This window comes from Coraliomargarita sinensis, assembly GCF_003185655.1.
Lineage (GTDB): Bacteria > Verrucomicrobiota > Verrucomicrobiia > Opitutales > Coraliomargaritaceae > Coraliomargarita_B > Coraliomargarita_B sinensis.
Genome location: NZ_QHJQ01000009.1, coordinates 91,988 through 117,553, shown reverse-complemented (window position 1 = coordinate 117,553; position 25,566 = coordinate 91,988). Strand labels below are relative to the sequence as shown.

16 protein-coding genes are annotated in these 25,566 nt (G+C 57.6%); 9 read left to right on the top strand and 7 right to left on the bottom strand.

What is annotated here, in order from left to right; all coding sequences use genetic code 11:
• The first annotated feature begins 54 nt into the window (after nt 1–54).
• From DDZ13_RS12130 to DDZ13_RS12100, 8 genes are all read left to right on the top strand, one after another.
• Nucleotides 55–4,926: a sialate O-acetylesterase gene (locus DDZ13_RS12130; protein WP_110131724.1), complete on the top strand. Its 4,872-nt coding sequence runs from the start codon at nt 55–57 to the stop codon at nt 4,924–4,926.
• A gap of 172 nt (nt 4,927–5,098) precedes the next feature.
• Nucleotides 5,099–6,178 (top strand): substrate-binding domain-containing protein, encoded by a 1,080-nt coding sequence (locus DDZ13_RS12125; protein WP_110131723.1) that lies wholly within the window; start codon nt 5,099–5,101, stop codon nt 6,176–6,178.
• A 311-nt stretch (nt 6,179–6,489) separates the two neighbouring features.
• Nucleotides 6,490–6,660, top strand: coding sequence for a hypothetical protein (locus DDZ13_RS15520; RefSeq protein WP_158279911.1), 171 nt, complete (start codon nt 6,490–6,492; stop codon nt 6,658–6,660).
• A gap of 708 nt (nt 6,661–7,368) precedes the next feature.
• On the top strand, nt 7,369–8,088 hold the full coding sequence (locus DDZ13_RS12120) for a PEP-CTERM sorting domain-containing protein (RefSeq protein ID WP_110131722.1): 720 nt from the start codon (nt 7,369–7,371) through the stop codon (nt 8,086–8,088).
• A gap of 75 nt (nt 8,089–8,163) precedes the next feature.
• On the top strand, nt 8,164–8,460 hold the full coding sequence (locus tag DDZ13_RS12115; protein ID WP_110131721.1) for a hypothetical protein: 297 nt from the start codon (nt 8,164–8,166) through the stop codon (nt 8,458–8,460).
• A complete protein-coding gene (locus DDZ13_RS12110) occupies nt 8,460–8,879 on the top strand; it encodes a sialate O-acetylesterase (protein ID WP_110131720.1) in 420 nt (139 codons plus the stop codon). Before DDZ13_RS12115 ends, DDZ13_RS12110 begins: the two co-directional genes overlap by 1 nt.
• A 316-nt stretch (nt 8,880–9,195) precedes the next feature.
• On the top strand, nt 9,196–9,951 hold the full coding sequence (locus DDZ13_RS12105) for a PEP-CTERM sorting domain-containing protein (RefSeq protein ID WP_110131719.1): 756 nt from the start codon (nt 9,196–9,198) through the stop codon (nt 9,949–9,951).
• A 91-nt stretch (nt 9,952–10,042) separates the two neighbouring features.
• The gene (locus DDZ13_RS12100) at nt 10,043–10,750 is read left to right on the top strand and encodes a sialate O-acetylesterase (protein WP_110131718.1); all 708 of its coding nucleotides are present in this window, start codon (nt 10,043–10,045) and stop codon (nt 10,748–10,750) included.
• An 858-nt stretch (nt 10,751–11,608) separates the two neighbouring features.
• On the opposite strand, the gene DDZ13_RS12095 is transcribed toward DDZ13_RS12100, so the two are convergent.
• The 7 genes from DDZ13_RS12095 to DDZ13_RS12065 form a co-directional block, all read right to left on the bottom strand.
• The gene (locus DDZ13_RS12095; protein ID WP_110131717.1) at nt 11,609–12,013 is read right to left on the bottom strand and encodes a GxxExxY protein; all 405 of its coding nucleotides are present in this window, start codon (nt 12,011–12,013) and stop codon (nt 11,609–11,611) included.
• 173 nt (nt 12,014–12,186) lie between these two features.
• On the bottom strand, nt 12,187–15,189 hold the full coding sequence (locus DDZ13_RS12090; RefSeq protein ID WP_110131716.1) for a glycosyl hydrolase: 3,003 nt from the start codon (nt 15,187–15,189) through the stop codon (nt 12,187–12,189).
• A gap of 76 nt (nt 15,190–15,265) precedes the next feature.
• Nucleotides 15,266–17,815, bottom strand: a complete 2,550-nt coding sequence (locus DDZ13_RS12085; RefSeq protein WP_110131715.1) for a UvrD-helicase domain-containing protein — start codon at nt 17,813–17,815, stop codon at nt 15,266–15,268.
• Between the two features lie 151 nt (nt 17,816–17,966).
• Nucleotides 17,967–20,786, bottom strand: coding sequence for a PD-(D/E)XK nuclease family protein (locus DDZ13_RS12080; RefSeq protein ID WP_110131714.1), 2,820 nt, complete (start codon nt 20,784–20,786; stop codon nt 17,967–17,969).
• 84 nt (nt 20,787–20,870) lie between these two features.
• Nucleotides 20,871–22,178 (bottom strand): O-acetylhomoserine aminocarboxypropyltransferase/cysteine synthase family protein, encoded by a 1,308-nt coding sequence (locus DDZ13_RS12075; RefSeq protein ID WP_110131713.1) that lies wholly within the window; start codon nt 22,176–22,178, stop codon nt 20,871–20,873.
• Between the two features lie 17 nt (nt 22,179–22,195).
• Nucleotides 22,196–23,827, bottom strand: coding sequence for a tetratricopeptide repeat protein (locus DDZ13_RS12070; RefSeq protein WP_110131712.1), 1,632 nt, complete (start codon nt 23,825–23,827; stop codon nt 22,196–22,198).
• Nucleotides 23,827–24,381, bottom strand: coding sequence for a DUF192 domain-containing protein (locus DDZ13_RS12065; RefSeq protein ID WP_110131711.1), 555 nt, complete (start codon nt 24,379–24,381; stop codon nt 23,827–23,829). Before DDZ13_RS12065 ends, DDZ13_RS12070 begins: the two co-directional genes overlap by 1 nt.
• Before the next feature lie 33 nt (nt 24,382–24,414).
• Between DDZ13_RS12065 and DDZ13_RS12060 the strand changes: the two genes are divergently transcribed.
• A complete protein-coding gene (locus tag DDZ13_RS12060; protein WP_110131710.1) occupies nt 24,415–25,560 on the top strand; it encodes a M24 family metallopeptidase in 1,146 nt (381 codons plus the stop codon).
• Nucleotides 25,561–25,566 lie beyond the last annotated feature (6 nt).

The window sequence follows — 25,566 nt, the reverse complement described above, 5'->3', positions numbered from 1 at the left end:
CCCCACACCCGTGCGCGGGGTGGGGCTTTTTCATGCCCATTTTCTCTACATCACATGCAAAAAAACGCCCCCATTTGTCTTGCCCTTGCGGTATGTTATCTCACTTGGCTCGCGCCACTTCGGGCCGCCGATATTACTTTTGTCGGCCACCAGGATGCCGTCGAGGCCGATGCCGACACACCGACCTCCGGCTGGCGCAATGCGACGCCGAGCAAGACACTCGATATCGATGTGGACAACGTCCTTGGCACGGACGGCTACCAGGTGGCGGCAAAGAGCGCGAACCCGAGCTACGGTTGGATCATTAGAAGATCGCCGGGCTACAACCATGCGAGCAGTTGGGGGCTCTGGGATGATCCCGACAACGCCTCCGGCAGCGATAACCTGAGTGCCGGGGTTTTCTACGACCCGAATGCGAACGGTCAGGTTGATGTTTTCGAACTTGTGATTGAAGGCGATGAACTGGTCGGGAAGACACTGCGTGTCGGCATACTCTACGGCGTGATGGTCAACGGCACCAGCACCTTTACCGTGACGCAGACGGTCGGCGGCAACCAAATGGTGACGACACCCTCGCTCACCCACGACGCAACATCGCTCAATGCCGCATTTTTCAATATCACCGGTGCCGTGGAGGGCGACACCTTCCGGATCAGCACTGAGATTCTGACCGGAAGCGGAGTTGAGCAGGTGGGCGGCATCTTTCTGGACAGCGCGCCGACAAACCCCGGGACGCAGCTACCCGAAGTGGATGGCACAGTCCGGGGCACCTACGTCGCGCCGCTCGAAGTCGCTGGCATTTTCTCGGACAACGGCGTCATCCAGCGCGGCATGGTCGTGCCGGTCTGGGGCTGGGATGACCCCGGCACGGTGGTCACGGTCGATTTCGCGGGCCAGAGCGTCAACGGCACTGCGGATGCCAACGGCCGATGGGAGGCCGAGTTGCTGTCGCTGACAGCCAACACCACACCGCAGACCATGACCATCTCGGCCGGTGCGGATACGGTCACGATTTCGAACCTCCTCGTGGGCGACGTGTGGCTCTGCAGCGGCCAGTCCAACATGGAGATGGATTTTAACGGCAGCCAATATGCCGCCGACATGCCGGCCTTCATCGACCCGGACAACTTCCCCACCATCCGCCACATCGACATCAGCAATGCGCAAGCGGAGTTCCGCCAGAAGCGACTCCCCAACGGCAATGCAGGCTGGACGGTCTGCGACAGCACCACGGTTCAGGATTACACCGCAGCCGGGTTCTTCTTCGCCACTACTATTTCCCAGGAAACGGGCGTGCCGATCGGGCTCATCAACAGCACCTTCGGCAACTCGCGGATCGGTGAGTTTGTCACGCCCGACAGCATCGGCCTGGTGACCGATCAGATCCCGGCTTCATCATTCCGCGGTGTGTTCACCCCGGATCCCTGCAAGAAGTTCTTCGCGATGGTCGCACCCATAACCGGCTACGCAATGACGGGGGCGCTTTGGTATCAGGGTGAGGCCAACGCCAATGACGGCGAAGACTACTTTTGGAAACTCGCGGCGCTCTTCCAGGGCTGGCGCGACGAGTGGCAGCAGGGTGACTTTCCCTTCTACTATGCGCAATTGCCCAGCTTCGATGGTTCGGTCTCATGGCCCATCATCCGCGAATCACAGCGCCGTGCCTTGACGCTGACCAACACCGGTATGGCCACGCTGGTCGATGTCGGCGGGGTCGGCCTGCCCTGGCCGGAGAATCTGCACCCGCCCAATAAATACGATGTCGGCCGCAGGCTGGCCCAGTGGGCGCTGCTCAATGAATACGGCCAGTCCAGCGTCGTGCCCTCCGGTCCGCTTTTCAGCTCCGCCGTATTCGATGGAGCCAACGTCACCATTTCCTTCGACTATGTCGGCAGTGGCCTGGTCGCAGCAGCAAAGCCGAGCCCACAGAGCACCGACGCCCCGTCGCCGGTCGCAGATGTGCTCGGCTTTGAACTCGCGGGCTCGGACGAGGTCTGGCACGCAGCCAACGCTTCGATTGCGGGCTCGACGGTTGTGCTCAGCTCCGCCTCGGTGCCCAACCCGGAGGCGGCCCGCTACCTCTACGCCACAAATACGGATGGAGGCACCCTTTACAATCTGGAGGACTTGCCGGCAGCACCCTTCCTGACCACCGCAGCCGACAATCCCAACCCGCCAAGCACACCCACAGGCCTCAACGCCACTTCCGGCGACGGCCGGGTGGACCTAGCCTGGGATGCCGCCACCGGGGCCGACAGCTACAACGTCAAGCGCAGCACCACGACAGGCGGCCCTTATGCCAGCATCGGCAGCCCCAGCGGCACCAGCTACGCCGACACGACGGCGGCCAATGGCACCACCTACTACTACGTGGTCGCAGCGGTGAACACCATCGGCTCGAGCGCCGACTCTACCGAGGTTAGCGCAACTCCGGTGGAAGCGACTAACCCGCCTGACGCACCCACCGGCCTGAGTGCCACGCCCGGAGACAATCGCGTGGACCTAAGCTGGAGCGCGAGCAGCGGTGCGGACAGCTACAACGTCAAGCGCAGCACCACCATGGGCGGACCCTATTCAGGCATCGGCACCACTCCGGGTATCAGCTACACCGATCTCAGCGCCACAAACGGCACGACCTACTACTACGTGGTTTCGGCCAGCAATACCTACGGCAATAGCGCCGATTCCGCCGAGGCCAGCGCGACGCCACAGGAACCCGCTGCCGGCGCCGTTATCACTTATGTCGGCCATCAGGACAATGTGGACGCCAAGACCGATGACCCGACCTCCGGCTGGCGTAACACGACGCCTGCCAAAACCCACGACATCGATGGGGACAACATTCTGGGAACGGACGGTTATGCCATGTTCAGGAACAACAGCGCATTTTCAGTCGTCTCCCTTCCGAGCTACATCAGTGCCGTCACTCATGTCTCGACGCATTCCAATGCAAACGCATCGTTCGGCGTGATGGATAACCCCAGCGATCCATCCGGCTCGGATGACATCAATTACGGGCTCTGGTATCTAACAACCACCGGCGGCACAACCGATGTGTTCACCTTTACCATCACCGGGACCGATTTGGACGGTAAGACCCTGCGGGTCGGGCTGGCTTACGACGGCTACAATGGCTCTGGTAACCAGCAGCTCACTATCACCCAGACCGCCGGCGGCGCTGCAGCGGATAACAGCGGCACCGTCAGCTGGGGCAACGACGGCCTTGACTTCGTATTCTTCGACATCACGGAGGTCAACGACGGCGATGTCTTTACCGTCAATGCGAGTGCAGGCGCAGGCCTGCCCCACGTCAGTGGCGTTACCTTTGATGTTATCACTGATATTGCTACGCCGCCAGGCACACCGACTGGTCTGGCTGCTACCCCCGGTGATGGCCAAGTGGACCTGACCTGGAACGTCTCCAGCGGTGCCGCCAGCTACAATGTGAAGCGCGGCACCGCCGAGGGCGGGCCCTACTCGACTGTAGCGAGCCCGACCACCAATAGCTTTTCCGACAGCACGGTGAGCAACGGAACCACTTACTATTACGTGGTTTCAGCTGTGAATGCGGAAGGGGAAAGTCCCGATTCCGGCGAAGCCAGCGCCACACCCCAAGCTCTGCCTCCCGACGCGCCGACCGGCCTGGTTGCCACCCCCGGCGACGGGCAGGTCGACCTCAGTTGGGACGCCTCGTCCGGTGCCGACAGCTACAATGTGAAGCGCGGGACCTCGATGGGCGGCCCTTACTCGACCGTAGCCAGCCCGAACAACAATAGTTTGACCGATGCCACCGTATCGAACGGTACCACCTACTACTACGTCGTCTCGGCCGTGAACACGAACGGCGAAAGCGGGAACTCCGGCGAGGTCAGTGCCACGCCGCAGGCAGCACCGACTGGAGCGACGATTTCTTATGTCGGCAATCAGACAAATGTCGAAACGGAGGCCAGCGATGCAGGAATCGGGTGGCGGAATACGACGCCTGACAAGCCACTCGATATCGACGGCGATAACATTCTCGGCACCGACGGCTACCGGATTTTTAATGACGGATCGACCGTCTCACTACCTTCCTACATCGATAACATCACCAAAATAGCTCCTAATGCTGCTAAAAGTGGCGGTTGGGGCGTCATTGACGATCCATCGGATCCGAGCGGCACCGATGATATTATACATGGTTTCTGGTATGACAGTGGCAACGCACAAGGTTCAGTGGACATCCTATCGTTCCAGATCACAGGCACTGCTCTGGACGGCCAGACACTGCGTATAGGCATCATCTACGATACGCACTGGGGCACAGGGGACATTGCTTTCACCCTGACTCAAAATGGAACGAGTGGTTCGGTTACCGCAACCAGTGGTCTCGTAACAGCGGGAAGCGATGGTATCGATGTCGTCTTTTTCGATCTTACCAATGTAAGTTCCGGCGATGTCTTCACGCTCAACGCGGATGCGGATGATCACAATTTTTCCCACGCAGGTGGCATCACCTTTGATACGAGCGTCATTTCAGGAGGCGATACGCTGGCCGACTGGCTCGCTTCGCCGGAATTCGGACTGGACCCAGCCGACCAGGACTTTGGCGACGACCCCGATGGCGACGGCCATGCGAACGGGATCGAAAACTATTTCGGCACCCATCCCGGCGAGTTCTCGCAGGGGCTCGTCTCCGGCACCGTCAGCGGCGATTCGATGACTTTCACCCATCCTTTAAGCGATTCGCCAGCCGCAGACATCAGCGCGGTTTACCGCTGGTCCAAGGATCTCGACAGTTTTCATGTCGACGGCGACAGCTTTGACAACACCACGGTGACCTTCAGTCAGGGCACACCGGCTGACGGTATGGTCGAGGTCACCGCCGCCATTACCGGCGATCCCCTCGACAAGCTTTTCGTCGATATCGAAGTGACTCAGCCCTAGCTGTAATACCGGGCCGCCTATTTTAGATCTCATGTCAGCCTTTTACACCAAAAGGACGAGTCAATTTCGTGAATCTATTAAAGCCCTCATATAAATAACAAAATATAGAATAGACAAGAAGCATGTTAGTCCGCAGCTTGTCCGAACCATTCGCTAATCTGTTGATATTTTTATGTCGGTTAGAATACTTTCACCATCCGAGCAACTGGCGCGACATCTTCGTGAAGAGATGCTTAAAGGGCGTTGGATTGAGGAACTCCCGGGGACACCGTCACTCGCGTCGGAAATGCAGGTTGACCGCAAGACGATTACGGCGGCGCTCGAAATTCTGGAGGACGAGGGACTGACCGAACCGCAGGGCTTGGGGCGGAGCCGGCGCATAACCCTGTCCTCCAGGCATACAAGGCGGCTGAATATACAAATCCTGCTGAACGGGGATAACGACCAGCCCATTTTTTTAATCTATGAGATCATGCAACGGCTGCGTCAGGCGGGCCACAACGTGACGATCGCTCAAAGGTCCTTGTTGGATATGGGCATGGACGTCAGCCGGTTGCAGCGATTTGTTCATAGAAATGCGGCCGACGCGTGGATCGTGCTGGCCGCGCCGCACTCGATTTTGGAGTGGTTTGCCAGTCAGGATCAATCGGCCTTCGCCGTTTTCGGCCGACGTCACCGAATATCGATCCCCAGCGTGGGCCCGGATAAGGAACAGGCGATACGGCGTGCGGTCCGACGACTGACTGAGCTCGGGCATCGCCGGATTGTCTATCTCAGCCGAGACGAACGGCGCGAGTCCGGCCTCGGTCATATTGAGCGCTCTTATCTTGAAGAATTGAGGCGTTGCGGGATCAGCGTGAGCCCTGAATGTCACTTGCCGGATTGGCAGGATGATCGGGACGGTTTCGAAGCGTGCTTAAGATCCCTTCTCAAAGACAATCGGGCTGCCCCGACCGCTATCATCGTAGATGAACGCGAGTTCTTCTTCGCTGCACTGCTGTACCTTACTCAGGCCAATGTCGCGGTTCCAAATGACATTTCGCTTGTCTGTAGTGACGCGCAGGCGCTGTTTGACTGGTGTCATCCGCGTGTTGCTCATATCCGTTGGGACAAGAGTGCGGTGGTCGATCGCGTGCTCCAATGGATCAGACAATTGGCCCGTCGCAGGACCGTCCACAATAAAGCCTACTACACAGCGGCAGAATTTATCGAAGGGGGCACCATCGGGCCGGTAGTGGAGAATTCCCAATAGAGCCGAAAAAGGCGAACCCCGAGCTTGATATCTGACCCAGAATCTCCAGCACCGCTCCGGGTCGGGCGCTGCCGAGACAGGTCTCCGGCGGGTGCGCCTCAACCAACTTCCAGGCTCGCTCACTGATGCTGCCATCTAAACCCCATTTGCTGGGTCAAGCGCTTGGGCTTCGGCACATCAGACGGCAGACTCCATTACATCGGCACCGGCAGTAAGAGTAGTACCGAGGAGGCGATTGCGTTAATCAAGAATCACTGGTTTCAGAGCTTTGAAAGTAGAAGCGACACTCATGTCGCTTTTGCGAGGCGACTATGCCAAAGTGGGGAACCGTCCATCACCTACACTTGAAAGACATGCAGGAAGAAGACGATGCCTGGTCTCAAATCGATTTCGATGCCGAGCAGATCACGGTCTACCGGGCCGAAAATCTTGAGGAACCGGTCTATGAATTGGAACTATCATGGCTTGGACGCGGTGATTGAGACTGCACTTATTTTTAGATGTCCCCGTATCACAAGACAGTCATATCTTAAATGCTGTCTAGTGTGGTGATTTCAAACGACGCGGCATAAGTGGCACGCGGTCGCTTCCTCCTGCGCCAAGGCTCCGGAGGACAGGACGGGAAGCACCTCCCACAACTTACACCACAGTGTAGGGCGGGCTTCTTCAGAGCCCGCAATTTTCTTAAAGCGTAATTATTTACGGCAGACGCTTCCAACTCACCACAATGGAGCATTTCCGGGGAGGGAGTCGCTTGGTGAACTGATACTGTGCCGCCGACGGGCTTCGCCGACACTCAGCCCTTCACTGTCGCTCAGGATAGGATAACAGGCTCGAACGTCTTCTGATTCCTTTCAGTCAGTTTCCCCGGCTCCGCCGGATCATTCTGTCATTCGCGCTGAATCTCATCCGCAAGACCTAAAAAAGACAATTTGGCTGTTCTAAACCCTACGGGTTTCGAAAATTCATGCATCTTATCTTAATTAAAATATGGAATTATTATTTCACAAATAACTATCATTCAACGAACAATGACATATCGACTAGCTCACATACTAGTATTAATTTGAGACAAGTAGTGTATTTTTAATTTCTTGAGAGAAAACGATGCAAGTCACATAAAGTGATCTAGTCTCATACAAAAACCAAACCATTCATACGCTCACAAAGAACAGTAAAAGCTTTACATTATGAAAAACAACCCCCCGCCCCTAAAGAAACTCATCAGCGCGGTCGCCCTCTTTGGCCTGGCCGGGCTTTTTAACAGCGCAAATGCCACAACCATCGCCTCTTGGGACGTGTGGACTGACATAGGTACCTCCGATATTGGCCCAGATACGCTGTTGAGTGGCTTCTCAGTAAGCGGCAGTCACAATGGGGCCGGTGGTCGTAATACTACCTCCAGCGACGGGACCTTCGGAACGGCCTTTTCAGGTGCTTCAACAACTGAAACTTTTTCGCTAGGCTTAAACAGTACTGATGCCATGGCGTGGACCTTCACAAACAATTCTGGTACCGATTACGTATTCGACTCGGTTCATTTTGACTACGAAAGACGAGATGGATCAAATGATGGCATACGTCTTGAAATCACCAAAGGTGGAACAACTACCGCAGTAGCCAGTTTTACCAACATTGCTTATAATGGCTATACTTCTGAAGCTTCATACGATATGGGTGACTTCGACATCACAGACCTTAGTGCCGCTCCCGACGTCACAATTGCCAACGGAGAGTCCGTCACCTTTGGGTTCATCGTGTTCGACTCTGGTGTAAATACCTCTAAAAATAATACCAACCCATTCGATAATCTTATGATTACAGGTTCAGTCGTTCCAGAGCCTTCCTCCTTCGCGCTGATTGCCGGTTGCTTCGGCCTGACTTGTGTCATGCTTCGCCGCCGTAAATAAGCAACAGGTTATAAGTTTTTCAAAATCCCCGCGCTCGAGAGCACGGGGATTTTTTGTAGTTTTAACGTTTTCACCATGCCTAAATTACCCGCGCTCTTTCTACTTTCTTTAGTCCTCTCCGGCGCCCTCTCCGCCGCAGAAAAGCATCTATTCATCCTCTCCGGCCAATCCAACATGGCCGCCCTGAAGCCCGAGCTGAGCTTCACACCTGCCGTGGAAGCTGAATTCGGCGCAGAAAACGTTACGGTCGTCAAAGACGCTCAGAATGGCGCAGCCATTCGCAGTTGGTATGAGGGGACTACGAATACCCGGACAAGCGGGAGATCAAGGGAAAGCTGGCCGCTAGCTTGGGCTACAAATACAGGGATCTAATGGCCGCGGTGAAAAGCGCGACCGAAGGCAAACGCTACGATTCCGTCACCTTCATCTGGATGCAGGGTGAACGCGATGCCCGGGAGGGCCTTTCCGAAGTCTACGCTGAGAGTTTCCGTGGCATTCTGGATCAGCTGAAAAAGGATCTGGATCGCTCCGAAATCAATTTCGTCCTCGGGCGGATCAGCGATTTTCATATGGAGAATACCAAATATCCGCACTGGACGAAGATCCGCGAGATCCAGATGGCGATTGCCGAGTCGGATCCGCGGGGCGCCTGGGTCGACACTGATGAAATGAATGGCGGTGGCCCCGGCACATCCGGTGGCGGCCTCCATTACAACGGAGCCGGCTACAAGGCGCTCGGCCAGCGCTTCGCCGAGGAAGCCATTGCGTTGATCAAGCGGCACAGATCCTAACCGCAGAGGGCAGCCGAGTGGCGCGGAGCTTTAAAGGTAGAAGCGACACGCCTCTCGCTTTTCTAGGGTGACTACCTCAAAGTTGGGAATCGCAGCCAAAAAGCTTCGGCCAACTTCCGTGTTTGTCTCACGCCGGGCGATGCTGGTTTGTGTAATACTCCCGGCACAGACTTAAGCTGATTTAAATTGAGACAGGTTAAAATCTTTTTTTTAATTTGCGAAACACAATAATTCGCCAAATGATGACCCCTATCATTGAGCAATTAGGATACAACAACCCCTCCCTAACATCTCATTCTTCAACAGGAGAATCATTATGAAAAAACAAACCTCACTAGCCTTGGTTTTATCTGGATTTGGGCTTTTTGCAGCAATTGGTAATGCTAATGCGCAAGCAAGCATTACCTACAGTGGCGAGCAGGAAAACGTAGATCCGAAAACAGAATCTTTGCCCACAGAACCGGATTCTTTCGGCTGGCGTAATCCAACGCCGGTTAAGACCTTCGATGTGGATGGTGACAACATCATAGGCACTGATGGTTACGATGGTCGTGCTGGAACCAGTCTTCCAGCTTACATTACCAACTATAATAAATCTGGTGGCGGCAATCCATTCGGCTATGTTGATGACCCGACAGACCCCACCGGGATCGATGACGCACGTTCCGGCTTTTACGGCGGCACTGACGATCGTGACCTGTTTTGGTTTCAGATTGATGGATCTGCGCTTGATGGCCAGACCCTCGGTGTATCCATCATGTTTGATACTTTCGGATCCGGAACCCAGACCTATTTTCTTGAACAGAGGGATGGAGGAACTGGCGGTGCCGTGCTTACCGCTGCAAACTCCGGACTTCTGACCCATGACGACGATGGTTATGACTGGGCATTCTTTGAAATCGATGGTGCTGTTGCTGGAGATTGGTTCGTTTTGAAATCGGTAAGAGGTACTGCAGGCCGCTCCACTTTTAGCCAAGTTGCCTTTGACACGGCTGCCGTTCCTGAGCCTTCGACCTTTGCTCTGCTCGCCGGTCTCCTCGGCTTGGCTTCAGTCATGCTTCGCCGTCGATAATAAGCAACAGGTTATAAGATTTTCAAAATCCCCGCGCTCGAGAGCACGGGGATTTTTTGTAGTTTTAAAATTACCGTCCAACGTCTTCACCATGCCTAAATTATCCCCGCTCGTTCTTCTCTCTTTAGTCCTCGTCGGCTCCGTCTCGGCTAAAGAAAAGCACCTCTTCATCCTCTCCGGTCAATCGAACATGGCGGCTCTGAAGCCGGAGCTGACTTTCACGCCTGCGGTGGAAAAAGCCTTCGGCGCGGAAAATGTTACCGTGGTCAAGGATGCTCAGAAAGGCGCACCGATCCGCAAATGGTATTACGATTACAAATACCCGGACAAGCGGGAGATCAAGGGGAGGGACTTGGAGACCCTTGGTAAAAAATATACGGACCTGATGGAGGCGGTTAAAAACGCGACCGAGGGGAAAAGCTACGACACGGTCACTTTCATCTGGATGCAAGGGGAACGGGATGCCCGGGAAGGCCTTTCCGAAGTCTACGCCAAGAGTTTCCGGGGCATCCTGGATCAGCTGAAGAAGGATCTGGATCGCTCCGAAATCAATTTCGTCCTCGGACGGATCAGCGATTTTGATATGGAGAATGCCAAATATCCGCATTGGACGAAGATCCGCGAGATCCAGATGGCGATTGCGGAGTCGGATCCGCGGGGCGCCTGGGTCGACACCGATGAAATGAATGGCGGTGGCCCCGGCACATCCGGCGGCGGCCTCCATTACAACGGGGCCGGCTACAAGGCACTCGGCCAGCGCTTTGCCGAGGAAGCAATCGCGTTGATCAAGAAGCACTGATCTCGACCGCAGAGAGCGGAGAGTCAGCGCAGAGCTACGCGGAGCGTCAAAAGTAGAAGCGACACTCTTGTCGCTTTCTCCATAGAGGGGCGCCTAACAAATTTAGGGGTGAATTCAGGCAGTTGCGGGAGCCGCATGAGCGACAAGCCAAGCGGGTTCCCTCCAAATTGACGGGACCCTTTGGACCAATATCTTTTCTGTCTCCGCTGTTAACGCAGAGATAATAGAAGAAAGTCCAAGCAATGAAACAGACACCTTGTCCAAGGAGGAGAGTATTGAAAGTCGTGTTTTTACGGATGCTTCTACCCGATCAAAGAAGGCCTGTTGTTATCGACGAGTTAGCGCGTGGCCTCGACGGAGTTCTTACGGAGATGGCGTAGCAAACTCTGTTTCGGGGTCGTTGCGGATCGCCCCGGTTCTCAGAACCGAGGCCACGATAATTCAGTTGATTAACCGAAGCCTTTCAAAATTCGTACTACCCAGAAAACGGCATTTTATCGATGTGGAAAACGACATGCCTGTTCAAATCGGAGCGGCTTTTCCTAATTTTTGAATCGAAGAGGTCGTATTTTCCACCGGAACCATCCTCGCCTCGTGCAGAGTCACCGGCCCCCAGTGTTTGCAGGTGGCGAAGGTGCTGCGCTTGGACAGATCGTTTCAGATTTCATCGTTATTCAAGACCATGGCCTGTAACCCGCCAAGGAAAGAATAACGCCATGAAAACATATGGCACGATGCGACGAAGGCCACCAGGATTGAGATACTGTTCGTCAGAATAAAAAAATCCAGCGTAGCTGGAGACCGCTTATGATCCCTTATCAACGCTTATTGAAAAAGCGTTGACGAAAATCCTTCATCTCACTTTGGGATATATTCTTTTAGCATGTAACGTTTCCACTCCAACTTATCCAGCGGGCCGAAGTTTACCAAATAGCCGACCGCTTTGCGAGTGATGCGCATGTAATTCAAAAGCTGCCGCTCATGCTCGGGATTTAGCGCTTTGACTGCTTTCAATTCGGTGATGATCTCACCGGATACGAGCAGGTCGGGATAATATTTCTTTTCCAGCAAATGTCCCTTGTAGTATAGTTGTAGTTCACCTTTCGGAATGAACTCGATCGACCGGAACCCCAATTCGAGTTCAAAGCTCTCTTGGTAAATTTCCTCGCTCATACCTCCTCCCAGCTCGCGGTGAACTTCAAATGCAGCACCAATCATGGCGTAGCCTTCTGGCCCAAAGTATTCTGAATTTTCTACGCTCATCGCTGAAGTCTGAGTTTGAACCCTGGCCGAGTGCAAAAGAGCAAAATATAAGCGTCTGTAAGTTAAAATAAGCGGTCTCCAGCTAAGCTGGATTCACTTTAAACAGTAATGCTTAGCGGTGTCCCAATGTTGAAACCGGGAAGCTTTGATTCACATTCCAGGAAATCGATTCGCTATTTTCGGACCTCAACCATCCTTGCCTCGCGCAGCTTCACCGGGCCGACGAGCCCGGACGGGCGCAAGGCATCGTCCGGACCCCAGTGCTTCCAGGTGGCGAAGGTGCTGCGCTCGGAGGGGCGCTCGGACGGGTGGCGCAACCAGTCCGGCCAGCGCTTGAGCGACTTGTCGCTCCACTCGACATCCTCCTCGAATTTGGCATCCCCGATCAGGCGGTTGATCCAGAGGTTGCTGACCGAGACTTCAAGTGTGTTATTTCCGTCGCGGAGCGCATCGGTGACTTCGACCCGATAGGGGGGATGCCAGAGGGTGCGAAGCGCTTGACCATTCAATGTCACCTCAGCGATGACGTGGACCTCGCCCAGATCGAGCCAGACCTCCTTGTCCGGTTCATTCGCCGATCCGTCATATTGAAATTTTGTGCGGTAGTGCCCGGTTCCCGAGAAGTAACGGATCGCCGGGTCATCATGTTCTTCCCAAGCGAAGAGTTGATCCATTTCGGTGGCCGCCGGTGTCTTTGCCCCGCTTTGAAAATGAACCTTCCAGGGCCCTCTGATCGTCTGACCGGGGCCGATCGCATCCACCCGCATCTCTGTGGTCTCTCCTTTGGCGCCATACAAGGTGTAGGTTCCTTTATCCCAGAAACGAATCGTCCCGGTCTGGCCCGTGTGGTAGTCGGATCCTCTCGCCGTTCCGGCCGGTCCTTCGATCTTGGTAATATCCGTTTCCGGAGGGCTCCCTTCTTGTTCGAAGACGACAAAGACGGATTTCCCCGGGGCGAGTTTCAGAGGCAAATAAGTCCTGCCCCTTCGCTCGCGCCATGAGATGGGCACATGCTGGGCACCCGATTCCGCGTCCCAGAGCTCCGGGACGCGTCCATTGACACGGAAGTCGACTTCGCCCGAAATCATTTGCTCCGACTGATTGCTGATAAAGAAAATTTCCGTCGATTCGGTGCGGCGATGGGTCCAGGTCAGCCCCTCAGGCAAACCGACCTGTGGCTCGACATTCATGGCTTGCAGGGCTTCCACCAGCGGGAAGCCATCATAGACGTATCCCTTGCCGTAGTTGTTGAGCACGCCGAAGCCCGATCCCGCATCACCCCAGAGCGTCTTGCCGATGGTGGCGACTTCCTTCTCCGAGTCGGGGAAGTTTTTCAGGCTCGGGCTGTGACTGGGGCGCGGCCCGTAAACCCGGGCACCGGCTGCGACGAGGTCGCGCAGCTTGCGGGCGAACTCCGGAGTATGGAAACCATCCTGCCGGAGGAATAGCAACTTGTAGCGCGCGCCACTCGGCAGCACCAGTTCGCCGTTCTCCACCTCCAGCGAAAGGAAGGCCTCCGTGCTGCAGGAATCGTAGCCGTAGCCGGCGGCATCCAGGTCGCGCCGGTAGACGGAATTGTTCGGAGCGGCATTGCCGGCAAAGCAAAGGACGTCTTTCACCGCGTGTCCCGACTGGAGCAAAAATTGGGCGCGCTGGATGTAAGCCAGCCATTCGTGCCCCGGTTTCCACCAGGTATTCGTGCGCCCGAAGTGGCTGCCATATTGGCCCATGGTCATCCCTGGCACCAGATCGAGCCAGGGTTGGTGAACCCAGCCGTGGAGGATGTATCGATTGATGCCCAGGGTCCAGGCAAGGTCGCCGACTTGTTTTAGGCTGGCGGGATGGTTTTGCCAGCGTCCGATCTCCGGACTTGCGGTGAAGGCCTCGGCCCCCGCAATCTTTTTGCCGGTCGTATTGGCGATCGAGGCCGCCATGCGAAGCGAGAAGAGGTAGCTCCCATTTACCCAGAACTCGCCCATGGGCACATCCGCACGACTCCCCACCTGCATGCCCTCGAAGGTCGAGGTGTAGGGCTCGGCGGCAAATTGAAGGCCGCGGGCATGACAGAGCTCCGCCATGTAGCCGTAGTAGTTTTCGTTAAAGAGGTCGGCGACGGTGCGCCGAAAATCCCAGTAGAAGCGCCCCGTATGTCCGCCGCTCTCAATAGCCCGCCCCGTCAGTGCCAACAGGTAGGGCCCCGGGTCGTAACCACGCCGCTGCTCAAACTCGTCCCGCATCTTCGGTGTCCAGTGGTGCAGGCCCGCTTCATAGCTATCGATGAGAATCTCATTAAAGACGGGGCCTGCTTTCTTGCCCAAGCGATCCAGGATCGGCTGGATGCCCTGATTCCAATGCAGGTCCACCGCGTCGCGGCGAAGCTTGTCGATTTCAAGCCCGGTTCCCGCCGCCGGTGCCGGGCGATTGGTCATTCCGGTGGGCGTGTGTCCCATACGGATCAGTTTCCACTTCCCGGCGGGTGCCTCCCAGGTGAGCCGGCCTTCTGCGTTTAACTGACTCGTCAGTTCGATGATCGCATTGTAAGGGATAGAGGCACCTTCCGGAATCGGGCTCAGGTCGGGTTGACGGTTGGAACGAGTAGCCCGCTGTGCTGCCTTGGCCTGCCATTTTGGCAGGCGGTAATCGGAATCCGCATCGGCCGGGATGGCGAAGAGCGCCACGTCTCGGTAGAAATTGAGTGTGACCGGGGGGCGTGGCAGCTGAATCTCGAGCTTTTGTCCACCTTCGACCAATCGCTCGGAACTGACGAGCTGTTGCATACCCAGTTCCGGCGTGACCCATGGCCCGCCGGTGGTGGACCAACCCGCGCAATTGTGCATGCCCAAAGTCAAACCCAGTCGCTCGGCCTCGTTGGCGGCGTGCTCGATCCTGTCAAGCCAGACCGGACCCAGGTAGTCCGCCTCGCCTTGGGGGATGTGACTATTGTGATGTGGCCCCGCGATATTGAAGATAGTCGCGCCACCCAGATGGCCCGCCGCCATCGCCTCGAGATCGGCCGTGATGCCTTCACGTGTGACGTTCCCATTCATCCAGTGCCACCAGGTGTGGGCCCGGGCCGATTCCGGCGGATTTTGAAATGATGCCCTCAGGGATTCGGATGCTTCGGCTGTGGACAGACCAAGCAACAAGGCAAAAAGAAATAGGATGGAGGCTTTCATAAAATAGTGTCGTTTGATTTGAGCGGTGAAGTATCACGGGCGGGTCCATTCACTTTTGTGTGCGGTCTGCTAGAACTCAAAGCTTGAACCACTCCCGGTCGCCCCGCTCCCAGTTCTCCTCAAGGGTGAGCTGTAAATGACGGCCGAAGTGGCTGGCTTTGCTTTTATCCTCGAGCGCGTCGCTGACGACGTAGACCGCCCGCTTGGCACGGGTCAGGGCGACATAGGCGCTGCAGAGTTCGTTCGTTTTGGCCTCGGCGGTGATGCGTTCGTTTAACGCGCGCAGCAGTGGATCCTGTTCGGCGATGTCCTTGCGTGGCATCAGCAGGCCCCAGTGCGGATTTTCCTTCCCGGGGCCGAGCACAAGCTCGTCAGCAGTGCCGCTGCGTCCGCTTCGGTCGAGCCCGCCGACCACAACCATGTCGAAACCAAGGCCTTTGGCCTGGTGAACGGTCATGATACGAATCGCGCCGGTGCTTTCGGCTTCCTGAATCTCCAGGCTTTCGATGTGGGCGATGAAGGCGTCGATGCCCTCGCGGTTGGCATTGCCGATATCAAAGGCCTCGGCGGCGGAGACCAGAGTTTCCCCGCGTTCGCGAAGGAAGGGTTCGTTTGAGATCTGGGATCTGGGATGTGGGATACGGGATTCGGGAGACGAGGTCGCATGCTCAAGGGCGAGCTCGATCCACTTTTGAATCGTTGGTGCAAAGCCGTCCTCGGCGATCGATTGCAGGCTCTGTTCGCGAAATGTATCCAGGTTATCGATACCCCAGGACTTGGCGCAGGGCAGGCCACGCGCGACAGCTGCGGCCAGGGTGTCGCCCGGATGGGCCACGGTCCGCAGGGCGGCCAGCACGGCGCTGCCGAGCAAATTATCGGTGCAGGGGTTGGACTTGCCCTCGACGGCAACGGGGAGCCCCTTCGACTGAAGATAGGCCGCGAGTGCGGCGACGTCGTCGTTTTTGCGCAGCAGGACGGCGCATTCGATGCCGCGTTCGAGCGGGTCGACCTCTTCAAGAATTCTGAGAACTTCCTCGTGCTGGGGCGGATACTCGCTTTCGGGGTCGTCCTCGACGGCATGCCAGGCGCCGTAGCCGACCCGTTCACGGATGGGTTCGGCCACATGGTGTTCGTTCCAGCCGAGCTGCCATTTGGCGACGGTGGCCTGCGGGAGCTTCAGTTCTGACGCCACTGTGTCGACCTCGGCAAAGACCTGATTGACCATCTCAATGACCGGTTGCGTGGAGCGCCAGGAGTCGGTCAGGGGCGGGGCTTCCGTGATCGAATCGTAGTAGTCGGAGATCTCGCGGAAGAGCTCGGCTTCACCGCCGCGCCAGCCGTAGATGGCTTGTTTGGTATCACCCACATAGAAGAACGAGCGGCGGGCCGCGTCGTCCATGAGGACTTCCTCGATAAAGGCTTTGAGGATGGCCCATTGGGTGCGGCTGGTATCCTGGAATTCGTCGAGCAGCCAGTGATCGAAGCGCTGGTCGATCCGGTAGGCGACCTGGGTGCGCCAATCGAGTGCGTCGAGGGTGTCGGCATCGCCGGCGCGCTCGGCCAGTACGGTGGTGATATCGGCGAAGCTGATCAGGCCGGCGTTGCGCACCAGCTCCGCGTAGACCGATTCGTACTGCTCTACGAAGTGATAAAGTCCGCGCGCCCGTTCGAGGCTCTGCTCAAGGGCATCGGCATAGAGGGAATCCAGGAGCACCTTGCGTGCGCTGCGGACCGCGTCAGTCAGTTCCAGCCAGCCCGTCTTTTTGCGGGTGAGGCGGAGTTGGTTGGTCTTCGGCTCACTGCTGATTTTTTGCTCGATGAATTTCTGCGTGTCCTTGCTCCAGGCCTGTCCCGGTTCAATCGCGCGCAGTGCGTCGAGGTTATCCTTCAGGATGGCAACGGCTTCCTCGGAGAGCTCGGGATTTTCCGCCAAAGCGGTGCGCTCGAAATCCTCGATTGCCGAAGGCAAGTCAGTCGCCTGCGGGAAGGGCGGCTTCGACCAGATGGCTCGGCCGTCGCCCCAGATGCAGCCGTGCGGGGTTTCCAGATAGCGCTGGTGAAGCGACTCGATCTGACGGAGCAGGGTGCCGAAAACATTACGCTCTCCCTGGCGACGGGTGATCTGTCGGCACTGGTCGATCATGGCGGTCAGCCCCTCGCTACCGCTGGCACCGCGGGTGAAGCTGGTGGCGAGGGCCCGGTCGCGCGCGCTGGCGAGGCTGGCGTTGTCGGCGATGGCGAACTCTTCCGGTAGGCCCGATTCGAGGGGAAACTGGCGGGCGATGCGTGCGAAAAAGCTGTCGATGGTACCGAGTCCGAGGCGGCCAAAGTGCTCGATGATATGCCGCAGTAAACGACTGCAGTCTTCGGGAGTCAGTGCCGGCTGTTCGGTGGCTCGGGCCAGCGCCTTGAGTTTCGCCTCGCTCGTGGCGGCCTCGGCCAGTCGGATCAGCAGTTCGTCCAGGAACTCGCCGGCTGATTTGCGGGTAAAGGTAAGTGCCGCGATCCGGTCAATGGCAACGTCGGCCAAAAGCAGGCGGATAATGCGCGTGGTCAAGGCATAGGTCTTGCCGCTCCCCGCATTGGCGACGAGCATCTCGTGTTGAAACTGTCGCTCGTTGCTCATGAGGCGGGAAACCGAAGCCGAAGGGCTTCGGCTACGAAAGAAAGGTTAGCCGAAGCCCTTCGGCTTCGGACAGGAGGGCATGTTGGGGACGTTGGGTCTACCAACCAAACGCGAAGGCGTTTGGCTACAAAGATAAGATGAACGGCCGACCTCACCGAACCCCTCCCTTCAGTTGTACGATCGTATCCGGATGAATCGAGTCCTCGGGCGTGCCGTTAACAAAGAGCGGGGCAAGCGGATCGTCCCAGTTGTTTCGGAAAGGCTGGGGCGGCCAGAAGATCCCCTCGGCGATGGCTTGGCTGACAGCTTCCGCGCAGTCCAGGGCCGAGGTGTAGGCACCGGGGTTCAAGTTTTCGCTGAGTTCCTCGAAGGGGTAGATGCCGGTTTCGTTCGGATCGGAAGGGAGCACGAAGTAAGCGGTTTCCGGGGGCGCTGATTGGGTGGCTTCAGGGTACCAATGCTCGAGAATTTTCCGGTAGAGAGGAAGCTGCAGGTTTGTCCAAGTCTTCGGGCTGTGTCGCCGGCCGACGGTGAGTTCGACCTGGGCGGCGGGCAACCAGTTGTGGGAGGCGGGGCCTAGGTGGGTCTGCGCCGGTTTCTTCAGCGAGCTGAAAGTCTTGTAGTCCATTATGCGCAATGCGCCGGTTTCCGCGTGTTGCTCGATCCGGTCGATCATGCCGGAGAGTTTGAGCGGCCCGACCTGTAAGGGATTGTCGTCATCGGCGGACAAGCGCCGCTCCACATCGAGGATCAGCCAGCCTTCGGCAAAGCAGCTCGCCTGCACGCGGGCGAAGGCGTTGAGGCGCGTGGCGGCGTTGGCCAATTGTACCTGGACGGCGGGCGCCGGCTGCGGGCCGAATTGCTCCAGCGCCGCCTCCTGTAGAAGTTGCTGCACCCGTTCGCGAATCTCTTGCTCCGTGAAGCTCAACATGCGCTGCCCCGCGCGAATCGCTTCGAGGCCGAAATTTTCCAGCGCCCTATGTATCAGGTTTCCAAATACGGCAGCATCCATCTCGCGGGCCGATTCCGGCGCGCGTTCGTAGCGCAGGACTTTTTCCATACAAAACCGGAAGGGGCAGGCCAGGTAGGATTCGAACTGGGTGGGGCTGATCTTCTTGACGGCGGGCAGGGCTTCGGGGAGCTGCCAGCGCCACTCCGTCCGGCGCTTGGGGCGTGCTGTCGTGGCGGCAGTCGGCTGCGTCAAATGCAGGGTGCGCTTTGGGAGCTGTTCGGCGCCGGTGCGGAAAAGCAGACGAGAGGGGCGGTTCGGATCGCCATCGGAATTGTATTTACTGAAGGAGAGGTGGACTTCTTCCGGCTGCTTCGATGCGAGAAGACTGCTGAGCAGGTAGGCATCCCGGGCGAGGCGTTGCGTGTTATGGTTGAGCCCGAGTTCCGGGCGGACCGAGTCCGGAAGAAAGGGGTCGCCGTCGAGGGACTGCGGCAGGCGACCTTCGATCAGCCCGCAAAGGACGAGTCCGCTTTCGCCCAACCAGGGGGCCTCCAGCCAGCCGTTCAGGGTGACCGTGTCGGCCTCAGCCGGAGACTGAAGTGATTCGGCCCGAATCGCCATGGCAAAGATCTGGGCCGACCAGGCGTCTTGTCGCTTTTCCTTCGAGGTCTGGCGAACGGCCGGCGAGCTCTCCAACTCACGTCCGATCTGCAGGACGCGCTTGGCGCTTTCGGGGCGCTCATCCTCCCCGGGATAAGCCCGTTCCAGGACTTCCAATGCCGGATGGGCCAGCAGTGCGCGGACCGTGCCGAGCAAGCGACGGACCCCGGCACGGATTTTCTGGTCGCGGGGTGGTGCGTGCTCGGGCAAGGCGGGCGAGGCCGCCCAGGCCGCATCGAGGTGGCCGGCGATGGTCTCGCCCAGCAGGTGATCCATGGCGCGAAGTGCGTCGGCCGGGGTGATCGGATTCTCCGGATCCAGAGCCCGGCAAAAAGCGGGTAGTTCCAGAAGGCGGCGAAGGCGGCGCAAGTCCTTGCTCTGAACGAATTCCGTCCACTCCAGAGCTATCTTGGCGGCTTCGCAGCGGATGAGCGGTTTTCCTTCCGGAAGGTAGGGCTGCCGGCCGAGCGCGCGCAGTTCACTGGCGAGAAGCGCCTGCTGTTTCGGGTCGGCGACGACAAGGGAGGCTGTCCCGGCAATCGTCTGGCGGGCACTGCGGCGGGCTTCGTCTCGAGCCGAAGCGGCGACGTGGATCTGTTGGTCTTGGATTGCGATGGCCCGTTCGTTCCAGGTCTTTTCGACGGGGCGCCCCCAGCGGTCGAAGTCCCTTTCGTCCGCTTTCGTCGGATTCCAGACGAGTAAATCGACCGGGATCGACCTGGACTCGAGTTGGTTGACGAAGGTCTCGAAGGCTTTGGGCAGGTCCGGCACGCAGGCGATGACGAGGTGGTGAAATGAGGTTTCAGGGAGTTGGATCTGCTGGAGGCGCAGGGCGTTCGGATCCTGTAATTTCCATGTCTCGAGTTGCCCGAGGTAATCCCGGTAGAGAGAGGCGATCGCGGCCCAACGCTCCTGTTCGAAGCCACCTTCGAGTGGGGCGGGTAGTCGCAGGGTGTCGAGCGCGTAGCCGCCCTCGGCAAGAAGATCGCCGAGCTTGTTGAAGTTGCGCGCCGCCTTGAGTAACTCCGCGGTGGTTTGGGGTGTCTTTTTCCAGAATAAGGCCTGCCGGACGCTTTCGCCGGCATTTTCCAGAGCGGCGCTCCAGGCAAGACAGCGTTCGACGGGTGAGGCGATGTCGTCGCGGCCGGGTAACAGCGCTTGCATGGGCTGGGCACTGGCCGGCGCCTTGTGTCCGGCGGCTTTGAGTCGGCGGTTCACTTGCCGGGTAGCTCCGGCGGTGGGGGTGATCAGAAGGGTGTGGGCCAAGTCGAGGCGTCCCGCATCAACGCCCCCGAGGAGAAAGTCGGCCACTTGCTGGCTTAAACTTTCCGGGGCGGTAAAGAAGTGGGATTCAGGCATGGTCTGTAGGGGCGTCGCTTGCGGCACCCGCGCTTTGTCGACTCAGGATCGTAGGGCTGTCGCGGGTCGCAGCCCTCGGATGAGCTAGGCTTTCAGTGCCTGGTCCAGGTCGGCCAGCAGGTCGTCGATGTCCTCGAGGCCGATGGACAGGCGCACGAAGTCCGGTGAGACCCCGGCGGCGATTTGCTCCTCCGGTTCGAGTTGGGAGTGGGTGGTGGTGGCCGGATGGATGGCCAGCGACTTGGCATCGCCGATGTTGGCGAGGTGACTGAAGAGCTTGAGGCTGTCGATGAACTTGCTGCCCGCTTCCGCGCCGCCTTTCACCCCGAAGCCGACGAGGGCACCGTGGTGCTTCGGGTCGAAATATTTTTTGGCGGCGGCGTGGTAGCGATTGTCCGGCAGGCCGGGGTAATTGACCCAGTCGACGGCGTCGTGGCCTTCCAAAAATTCGGCGACCTTCAAGGCGTTGCTGCAGTGGCGCTCCATGCGGAGGTGGAGTGTTTCAATGCCTTGCAGCAGCTGGTGGGCGTTGAAGGGGGAGAGGCAGTTGCCGGTATCACGCAGAAGCTGCAGGCGCATCTTCATGATGTAGGCGATATTTGCTCCGCCGGCCGGTTCGAAGGCCTTGAAGGCGTCCCAGTGCACCAGACCGTGGTAACTCGGGTCCGGCTCGGTGAACTCGGCAAAACGGCCGCTGCCCCAGTCAAAATTGCCCCCGTCGACGACGATGCCGCCGACCGTGGTGCCGTGCCCGCCGAGGAACTTGGTTACGCTGTGGATGACGACGTTGGCTCCGTGTTCCAGTGGACGGCAGCAGGCGGGGGACGCCACCGTGCTGTCGACGATCAGCGGGAGCTTGTGCTTTTTGCAGACCGCGGAGACCTCTTCGAAAGGGAAGACATTCATCTTCGGGTTGCCGACGGTATCCCCATAGACCGCACGGGTCTTGTCATCGATCAGCGGTTCAAAGGTTTCGGGGTTTTCCGCATCGGCGAAACGGACTTCGATGCCGAGCTTTGGCAGGGTATATTTAAAGAGGGTGTAGGTGCCGCCGTAGAGCTGGGAGGCGGAGACAATGTTCTCTCCGGCCCGCGCGATGTTCAGGATGGAGCTGGTAATGGCCGCCTGGCCACTGGCATGCGCGAGGGCGCCGGAGCCGCCTTCGAGGGCGGCCATGCGTTGCTCCAGTACATCGACAGTGGGATTCATGATCCTCGTGTAAATGTTGCCCAACTCTTCCAGTCCGAAGAGGCGGGCGGCATGGGCCGTGTCGTTAAAGACGTAGCTGGTCGTTTGATAAATGGGCACCGCTCTGGAGCCGGTGGCGCTGTCCGGGCTGTGTCCTGCATGAAGTGCCAGAGTGCCGAGGCCGGGGGTCTTTTTCTTAGTCATTGTTAAAACGTTTTAGGTTATTCTGCAGAGCTTTTTGAGTGGGTGATGCGCTCGCGGGTGTTATTAGCCTCCCAGCTCAGGTTGAGACTGTCAAAAAAATCAGCGGCTTCTTCCAAAAATGCGTTATCCGGATCGGTATCTCGCAGGATGCGCTTATATTCGCGCAGGGCATTCGTGTTCTGTCCCGCCTCGCGATATGTGCGTGCCAAAAGGATACGCTCTCCGTGGCGATCGGGGTTGGTCTCAAGGATTTCTTCCAGCGTGCGGATTATTTCCGACTGGCTCAACAGATCGCTCTCTGAGGAACGGACGGATTCCACCAGCGCGGCTTTGGGAAGCCAGGAATTGTCCCACTGTTCGGCCATGCTTTGCCACATGCGGTTTTTATCGCTCACAGCAAAACTATAGGAGGCGGTCAGTGTGATTTGAACGAGTAGGAATAAACCGAAAAAGCCTGACCAGAGGATTCTGCCAAAAGTGTGCTTGCTTTCAAAGAAGCCGGCCAGACTGCAGAAAGTAATCGCTATCGCCGCGGGCAGGGCGACGTAGAGCGCGTATTCTTCTTTAGCCAGGCTGCCATCGATGAAGCGTCCGGTCTGCGCGATTCCGTAGAGGAGAAGCAGGATGTAGCTGCTCAGCCCAAGAAACAGGCCCCGCGCCCAGCGCTTGCGATGGTTGAAGGCAATGAGTACGTAGAAGGGCACGAAAAATAAAAATGCCAGTAGGTTGTTGGCGGCGCCGACGTTGTAGCTCTGCCTCTCAGAGAAGACATGAAAGAGTTGTCGATCGACCGGTAGGAATGACTGCCGGAGATAGAAATAAAGATTCTGTCCGGCTTTGGTCAGGGCGCTCAGTTCCTCGGATGCGGGTGCTCCCGCCTGCCCAGCATGCGTCCAGACGCCAGTAAAGAGGGCCACGCAGAAAAAGGGCAGGACCCTGTTGTAATGGTGAAGATGGACGAACTTATTTTGATAGAAGATGCACAGCGCCAGAAGCAGAGGGAGTACGAGTGCGGCGGAATGTAAGAGGGAACTGATAATTGCCAACGCCAGCGCGAGAATGAAGTCCTTCAAATCGCGGTTTCGAATGCCGAAGAAGAGGCTGGCCAGGATGAAGACAAGGCCGACAAGTTCATGACGGTAGCCGGGCCAGAAGAGTGTTTGCAGGGCAGCCGGGTGGAGAGCGAAAACCAGCGCAGCGGCATACGCTCCCCGCAATTTGAGGCTTTCGAGGAGTTTCAGTAAGAGCAGTGCTGCCAGAAGATGCAGGATGAGGTTGATCAGTCGGTGCGCTGTCGCCGCTGGCAGAGGAAGATGTGATTCGATAAAATAACTCGAAAGCGTGATAGGATCGTGGCGTCGGATCGATTCGGCAGACCATGCCTCCGACCAATCTTCCAATGATTGGTAAGGCGTCCGCTCGACAGTGTCATATTCGGACCACAGTAGCCCGGTCTGCAAGGTCGGGGCGTAGACTAGCAGTGTCAGTATTATCAGTGCGGCATAAGCCCAGATGCCGATCCGTTTCGGAGCTTTATTTTCGCCGACGGGTTTTCGTTTCGCCGAGTCGCGCGTGACCATTGTCGGGGGGATGATGAGGTCGCTTTGGGGCCTTTGCGGGCTCTCCGGCGTTGCACTTTTTTTCGCCATCAGTCCTCGATTGCGTATTGAGTCGGTGCGAAGCCGCGCTTCGTGATCGCGGCCTTCAAGGCCTCCACGTCAAGTTGCGCGCCTGGTTTGACGCCGTTTTTGGCATACCAGCCGCGGTTGGTTTCGATGGCGATCAGAATTTGTCGGCTGCGGGAGGCGACGGGAGTTTCGTCGAAGGGAAACAATGGGTGTACTTCGATGAGACGGCCGCTTGGGTCAAGGTAGCCGATATCAAGCGGGAGGCTGGTGTTCTTCATCCAGAAACCCTGCTGTCTCGGACGTTCAAAGATGAAGAGCATGCCGTGATCTTCCGGAAGTTCACGACGAAACATCAGTCCCTTCTGGTGTTCGGCCGGAGTCAGTGCAAGCTGTAGCTGTAATGTGCTTTCGCCGATGGTGATCGGGAAGTAGGTGTCCGCTCTGACGGGCTCGCTGGCAGTAGTCGCCTCGTCCGGCTGGCAACCGCCGAGTATCAGGGCGCTCATCACAGCGAGCAGGGCACTCAACTCGATGCGTTGCACCGCCGGTCGGATTGTTTCGTAACAGGTAGACATATTCTCCTAACAGTCATAGTGCTGTGACCGACAATGAAAAGTAAATCCTCAACCATTCGCTTCCTCTACGCTTCTTCCGACGATTCCGCGGATGTTCTTTACCTGGGCGGTGTCTTCGTTCCGGACCCTTACTTATCCATACTCACGGCTAAAAAATCATACGCCGTAGTCAACCGGTTGGAATATTCCCGGGTCAAAGCCAAGTCGAACTACGACGAAGTGATGCTGTTGGAGGAAATCAAGCCGAAGGCGGCCGAGCTTTTGGGGTTGGCCAAAGCGGATGTCGGGCCGGGTGAACTCATGTGCTACTTTGCCCAACGCTTCGCCGTGAAAAAGGTCGAAGTGCCAGCGGATTTTCCCGCGATCTACTATGCCGTGCTGCATGAGGCGGGCTATTCTTTAAAAGTGAAGCGCGGCCCGTTCTTTCCAAAGCGGCAAAAGAAGACCGATGCGGAAGCCCGGGCCGTTCGGCAGGGTAATGCCGCCTCGGCGGCGGGCATTCGCGCGGCCGAAGCGGTGCTTCGCGAATCCGTAATCGACGGGAAACGCCTCGTCTACAAGGGGCGTGTCCTCACTTCGGAACGCCTGCGTACGATTATCGATCAGGTCTGTTTGGAAAAAGGAGCCGTGGCGAAAAATACCATCGTCGCCGGTGGCCGTCAGGCCTGCGATCCCCACGAAGCCGGCCACGGACCGCTTCGTCCGAATGAATTGATTATTATCGACGTCTTCCCGCGTGTGCAGAAGACCGGCTATCATGGCGACATGACACGGACATTCCTGAAAGGGCGGGCGACACCTGAGCAGCGTAAACTCGTGGCGGCGGTGCGGGGAGCCCAGGCCGCGGCTCTGGCGGCAGTTCAGGCCGGTGCTAAAGCGCATGCCGTACATGCCGCAGCGGAAAACCACTTTGCGGAGGCCGGCTACAAGACCGAGCGAAGCGGGAACCGCTTTACCGGATTTATTCACTCCACGGGCCACGGTCTCGGTCTGCAAGTGCACGAGCCGCCGTCCGTTTCAACAAAGAAAGAAAAGCTCAAGGCGGACCATGTCATTACCATTGAGCCGGGTCTCTACTACCCAAAAATCGGAGGTTGCCGGATCGAGGATGTCGTCCGGGTGACCGAAGGGGGTTACGAGAGGCTTTCCCGTATGCACTACCGTTGGGAGATCCGGTGAGCCAGG